The sequence below is a fragment of the Streptomyces sp. NPDC006259 genome, from assembly GCF_042870975.1.
In the GTDB taxonomy this organism is placed as follows: Bacteria; Actinomycetota; Actinomycetes; order Streptomycetales; family Streptomycetaceae; genus Streptomyces.
Window position 1 is genome coordinate 1 of the sequence record NZ_JBIAHY010000019.1, and the last position, 5,183, is coordinate 5,183.

Here is a 5,183-nt window from a genome sequence, read left to right on the forward strand (position 1 = left end):
AAAACACAGCGAGGACGCTGTGAACGGTCGGGCCTATTCCGCCTGACCGTTCCGCTCTCGTGATGTGTTGTCCCGATTACGGGAAAACATTCACGGAGAGTTTGATCCTGGCTCAGGACGAACGCTGGCGGCGTGCTTAACACATGCAAGTCGAACGATGAACCACTTCGGTGGGGATTAGTGGCGAACGGGTGAGTAACACGTGGGCAATCTGCCCTTCACTCTGGGACAAGCCCTGGAAACGGGGTCTAATACCGGATAACACTCCCTCTCTCATGGGTGGGGGTTAAAAGCTCCGGCGGTGAAGGATGAGCCCGCGGCCTATCAGCTTGTTGGTGAGGTAATGGCTCACCAAGGCGACGACGGGTAGCCGGCCTGAGAGGGCGACCGGCCACACTGGGACTGAGACACGGCCCAGACTCCTACGGGAGGCAGCAGTGGGGAATATTGCACAATGGGCGAAAGCCTGATGCAGCGACGCCGCGTGAGGGATGACGGCCTTCGGGTTGTAAACCTCTTTCAGCAGGGAAGAAGCGAAAGTGACGGTACCTGCAGAAGAAGCGCCGGCTAACTACGTGCCAGCAGCCGCGGTAATACGTAGGGCGCAAGCGTTGTCCGGAATTATTGGGCGTAAAGAGCTCGTAGGCGGCTTGTCACGTCGGGTGTGAAAGCCCGGGGCTTAACCCCGGGTCTGCATTCGATACGGGCTAGCTAGAGTGTGGTAGGGGAGATCGGAATTCCTGGTGTAGCGGTGAAATGCGCAGATATCAGGAGGAACACCGGTGGCGAAGGCGGATCTCTGGGCCATTACTGACGCTGAGGAGCGAAAGCGTGGGGAGCGAACAGGATTAGATACCCTGGTAGTCCACGCCGTAAACGGTGGGAACTAGGTGTTGGCGACATTCCACGTCGTCGGTGCCGCAGCTAACGCATTAAGTTCCCCGCCTGGGGAGTACGGCCGCAAGGCTAAAACTCAAAGGAATTGACGGGGGCCCGCACAAGCAGCGGAGCATGTGGCTTAATTCGACGCAACGCGAAGAACCTTACCAAGGCTTGACATACACCGGAAAGCATCAGAGATGGTGCCCCCCTTGTGGTCGGTGTACAGGTGGTGCATGGCTGTCGTCAGCTCGTGTCGTGAGATGTTGGGTTAAGTCCCGCAACGAGCGCAACCCTTGTTCTGTGTTGCCAGCATGCCCTTCGGGGTGATGGGGACTCACAGGAGACCGCCGGGGTCAACTCGGAGGAAGGTGGGGACGACGTCAAGTCATCATGCCCCTTATGTCTTGGGCTGCACACGTGCTACAATGGCCGGTACAAAGAGCTGCGATACCGTGAGGTGGAGCGAATCTCAAAAAGCCGGTCTCAGTTCGGATTGGGGTCTGCAACTCGACCCCATGAAGTCGGAGTTGCTAGTAATCGCAGATCAGCATTGCTGCGGTGAATACGTTCCCGGGCCTTGTACACACCGCCCGTCACGTCACGAAAGTCGGTAACACCCGAAGCCGGTGGCCCAACCCCTTGTGGGAGGGAGCTGTCGAAGGTGGGACTGGCGATTGGGACGAAGTCGTAACAAGGTAGCCGTACCGGAAGGTGCGGCTGGATCACCTCCTTTCTAAGGAGCACTTCTTACCGATCCCTTCGGGGTGAGGTCAGAGGCCAGTTCATCAGCGAACGTCTGATGCTGGTTGCTCAAGGGTGGAACGTTGATTATTCGGCACTCTTGACCGTCTCAGGCTGTGAGTACTGTCCTCTTCGGGGGGCGTGGAAAGCTGATCATGAGCGGTGAGAGGGCCGGGCACGCTGTTGGGTGTCTGAGGGTATGGCCGTATGGCTGCCTTCAGTGCCGGCCCCAGTGCACTCCAGCTCAGGTTGGGGGTGATGGGTGGCTGGTCGTTGTTTGAGAACTGCACAGTGGACGCGAGCATCTGTGGCCAAGTTTTTAAGGGCGCACGGTGGATGCCTTGGCACCAGGAACCGATGAAGGACGTGGGAGGCCACGATAGTCCCCGGGGAGTCGTCAACCAGGCTTTGATCCGGGGGTTTCCGAATGGGGAAACCCGGCAGTCGTCATGGGCTGTCACCCATACCTGAACACATAGGGTATGTGGAGGGAACGCGGGGAAGTGAAACATCTCAGTACCCGCAGGAAGAGAAAACAACCGTGATTCCGGGAGTAGTGGCGAGCGAAACTGGATGAGGCTAAACCGTATACGTGTGAGACCCGGCAGGGGTTGCGTGTACGGGGTTGTGGGATCTCTCTTTCATGGTCTGCCGGCCATGAGACGAGTCAGAAACCGTTGATGTAGACGAAGGACATGCGAAAGGTCCGGCGTAGAGGGTAAGACCCCCGTAGTCGAAATGTCAACGGCTCGTTTGAGAGACACCCAAGTAGCACGGGGCCCGAGAAATCCCGTGTGAATCTGGCGGGACCACCCGCTAAGCCTAAATATTCCCTGGTGACCGATAGCGGATAGTACCGTGAGGGAATGGTGAAAAGTACCGCGGGAGCGGAGTGAAATAGTACCTGAAACCGTGTGCCTACAAGCCGTGGGAGCGTCGCTGTATGTGCTTGCACATACAGTCGTGACTGCGTGCCTTTTGAAGAATGAGCCTGCGAGTTTGCGGTGTGTTGCGAGGTTAACCCGAGTGGGGCAGCCGTAGCGAAAGCGAGTCCGAACAGGGCGTTTCAGTAGCACGCTCAAGACCCGAAGCGGAGTGATCTAGCCATGGGCAGGTTGAAGCGGAGGTAAGACTTCGTGGAGGACCGAACCCACCAGGGTTGAAAACCTGGGGGATGACCTGTGGTTAGGGGTGAAAGGCCAATCAAACTCCGTGATAGCTGGTTCTCCCCGAAATGCATTTAGGTGCAGCGTCGTGTGTTTCTTGCCGGAGGTAGAGCACTGGATAGGCGATGGGCCCTACCGGGTTACTGACCTTAGCCAAACTCCGAATGCCGGTAAGTGAGAGCGCGGCAGTGAGACTGTGGGGGATAAGCTCCATGGTCGAGAGGGAAACAGCCCAGAGCATCGACTAAGGCCCCTAAGCGTACGCTAAGTGGGAAAGGATGTGGAGTCGCACAGACAACCAGGAGGTTGGCTTAGAAGCAGCCACCCTTGAAAGAGTGCGTAATAGCTCACTGGTCTAGTGATTCCGCGCCGACAATGTAGCGGGGCTCAAGCGTACCGCCGAAGTCGTGTCATTGCAGCATATACGCCCAACGGCGGCTGTGATGGGTAGGGGAGCGTCGTGTGCCGGGTGAAGCAGCCGCGGAAGCGAGTTGTGGACGGTTCACGAGTGAGAATGCAGGCATGAGTAGCGATACAAACGTGAGAAACGTTTGCGCCGATTGACTAAGGGTTCCTGGGTCAAGCTGATCTGCCCAGGGTAAGTCGGGACCTAAGGCGAGGCCGACAGGCGTAGTCGATGGATAACCGGTTGATATTCCGGTACCCGCTGTGAAGCGTCAAACACTGAACCAGGCGATGCTAAGTCCGTGAAGCCGTTCCGGACCCTTCGGGGAAAGGAAAGTGGTGGAGCCGACGGACCAGACTTGCAGTAGGTGAGTGATGGGGTGACGCAGGAAGGTAGTCCAGCCCGGGCGGTGGTTGTCCCGGGGTAAGGGTGTAGCCCGAGTGGTAGGCAAATCCGCCATTCATATAAGGGTGAGACCTGATGCCGAGCCGATTGTGGTGAAGTGGATGATCCTATGCTGTCGAGAAAAGCCTCTAGCGAGTTTCATGGCGGCCCGTACCCTAAACCGACTCAGGTGGTCAGGTAGAGAATACCGAGGCGTTCGGGTGAACTATGGTTAAGGAACTCGGCAAAATGCCCCCGTAACTTCGGGAGAAGGGGGGCCATCACTGGTGAGAGCACTTGCTGCTCGAGCTGGGGGTGGCCGCAGAGACCAGCGAGAAGCGACTGTTTACTAAAAACACAGGTCCGTGCGAAGCCGTAAGGCGATGTATACGGACTGACGCCTGCCCGGTGCTGGAACGTTAAGGGGACCGGTTAGTGCGCTTTCGGGCGTGCGAAGCTGAGAACTTAAGCGCCAGTAAACGGCGGTGGTAACTATAACCATCCTAAGGTAGCGAAATTCCTTGTCGGGTAAGTTCCGACCTGCACGAATGGCGTAACGACTTCTCGACTGTCTCAACCATAGGCCCGGTGAAATTGCACTACGAGTAAAGATGCTCGTTTCGCGCAGCAGGACGGAAAGACCCCGGGACCTTTACTATAGTTTGATATTGGTGTTCGGTTCGGCTTGTGTAGGATAGGTGGGAGACTGTGAAGCTTGGACGCCAGTTCAGGTGGAGTCGCCGTTGAAATACCACTCTGGTCGTGCTGGATGTCTAACCTGGGTCCGTGATCCGGATCAGGGACAGTGTCTGATGGGTAGTTTAACTGGGGCGGTTGCCTCCTAAAGAGTAACGGAGGCGCCCAAAGGTTCCCTCAGCCTGGTTGGCAATCAGGTGTTGAGTGTAAGTGCACAAGGGAGCTTGACTGTGAGACCGACGGGTCGAGCAGGGACGAAAGTCGGGACTAGTGATCCGGCGGTGGCTTGTGGAAGCGCCGTCGCTCAACGGATAAAAGGTACCCCGGGGATAACAGGCTGATCTTCCCCAAGAGTCCATATCGACGGGATGGTTTGGCACCTCGATGTCGGCTCGTCGCATCCTGGGGCTGGAGTCGGTCCCAAGGGTTGGGCTGTTCGCCCATTAAAGCGGTACGCGAGCTGGGTTTAGAACGTCGTGAGACAGTTCGGTCCCTATCCGCTGCGCGCGCAGGAGTCTTGAGAAGGGCTGTCCCTAGTACGAGAGGACCGGGACGGACGAACCTCTGGTGTGCCAGTTGTCCTGCCAAGGGCATGGCTGGTTGGCTACGTTCGGGAGGGATAACCGCTGAAAGCATCTAAGCGGGAAGCCTGCTTCGAGATGAGGACTCCCACCCACTTGATGGGGTAAGGCTCCCAGTAGACGACTGGGTTGATAGGCCAGATGTGGAAGCCCAGTAATGGGTGAAGCTGACTGGTACTAATAGGCCGAGGGCTTGTCCTCAGTTGCTCGCGTCCACTGTGTTGGTTCTGAAACCACGAACAGCCCCACGTTCCACAGAGCGTGGTGTGGCATCGTTCGACAGTTTCATAGTGTTTCGGTGGTTATAGCGTGAGGGAAACGCCCGGT

The 5,183-nt window shown here is 57.2% G+C and carries 2 rRNA genes; both read left to right on the top strand.

Annotated elements, in window-relative coordinates:
• Positions 1-89 precede the first annotated feature (89 nt).
• Positions 90-1,615: ribosomal RNA gene (locus tag ACFYO5_RS37900) — 16S ribosomal RNA — on the top strand.
• A gap of 317 nt (positions 1,616-1,932) precedes the next feature.
• Positions 1,933-5,057 (top strand): 23S ribosomal RNA (locus ACFYO5_RS37905).
• Together the 16S and 23S rRNA genes form the textbook arrangement of a ribosomal RNA operon.
• Positions 5,058-5,183: the final 126 nt, after the last annotated feature.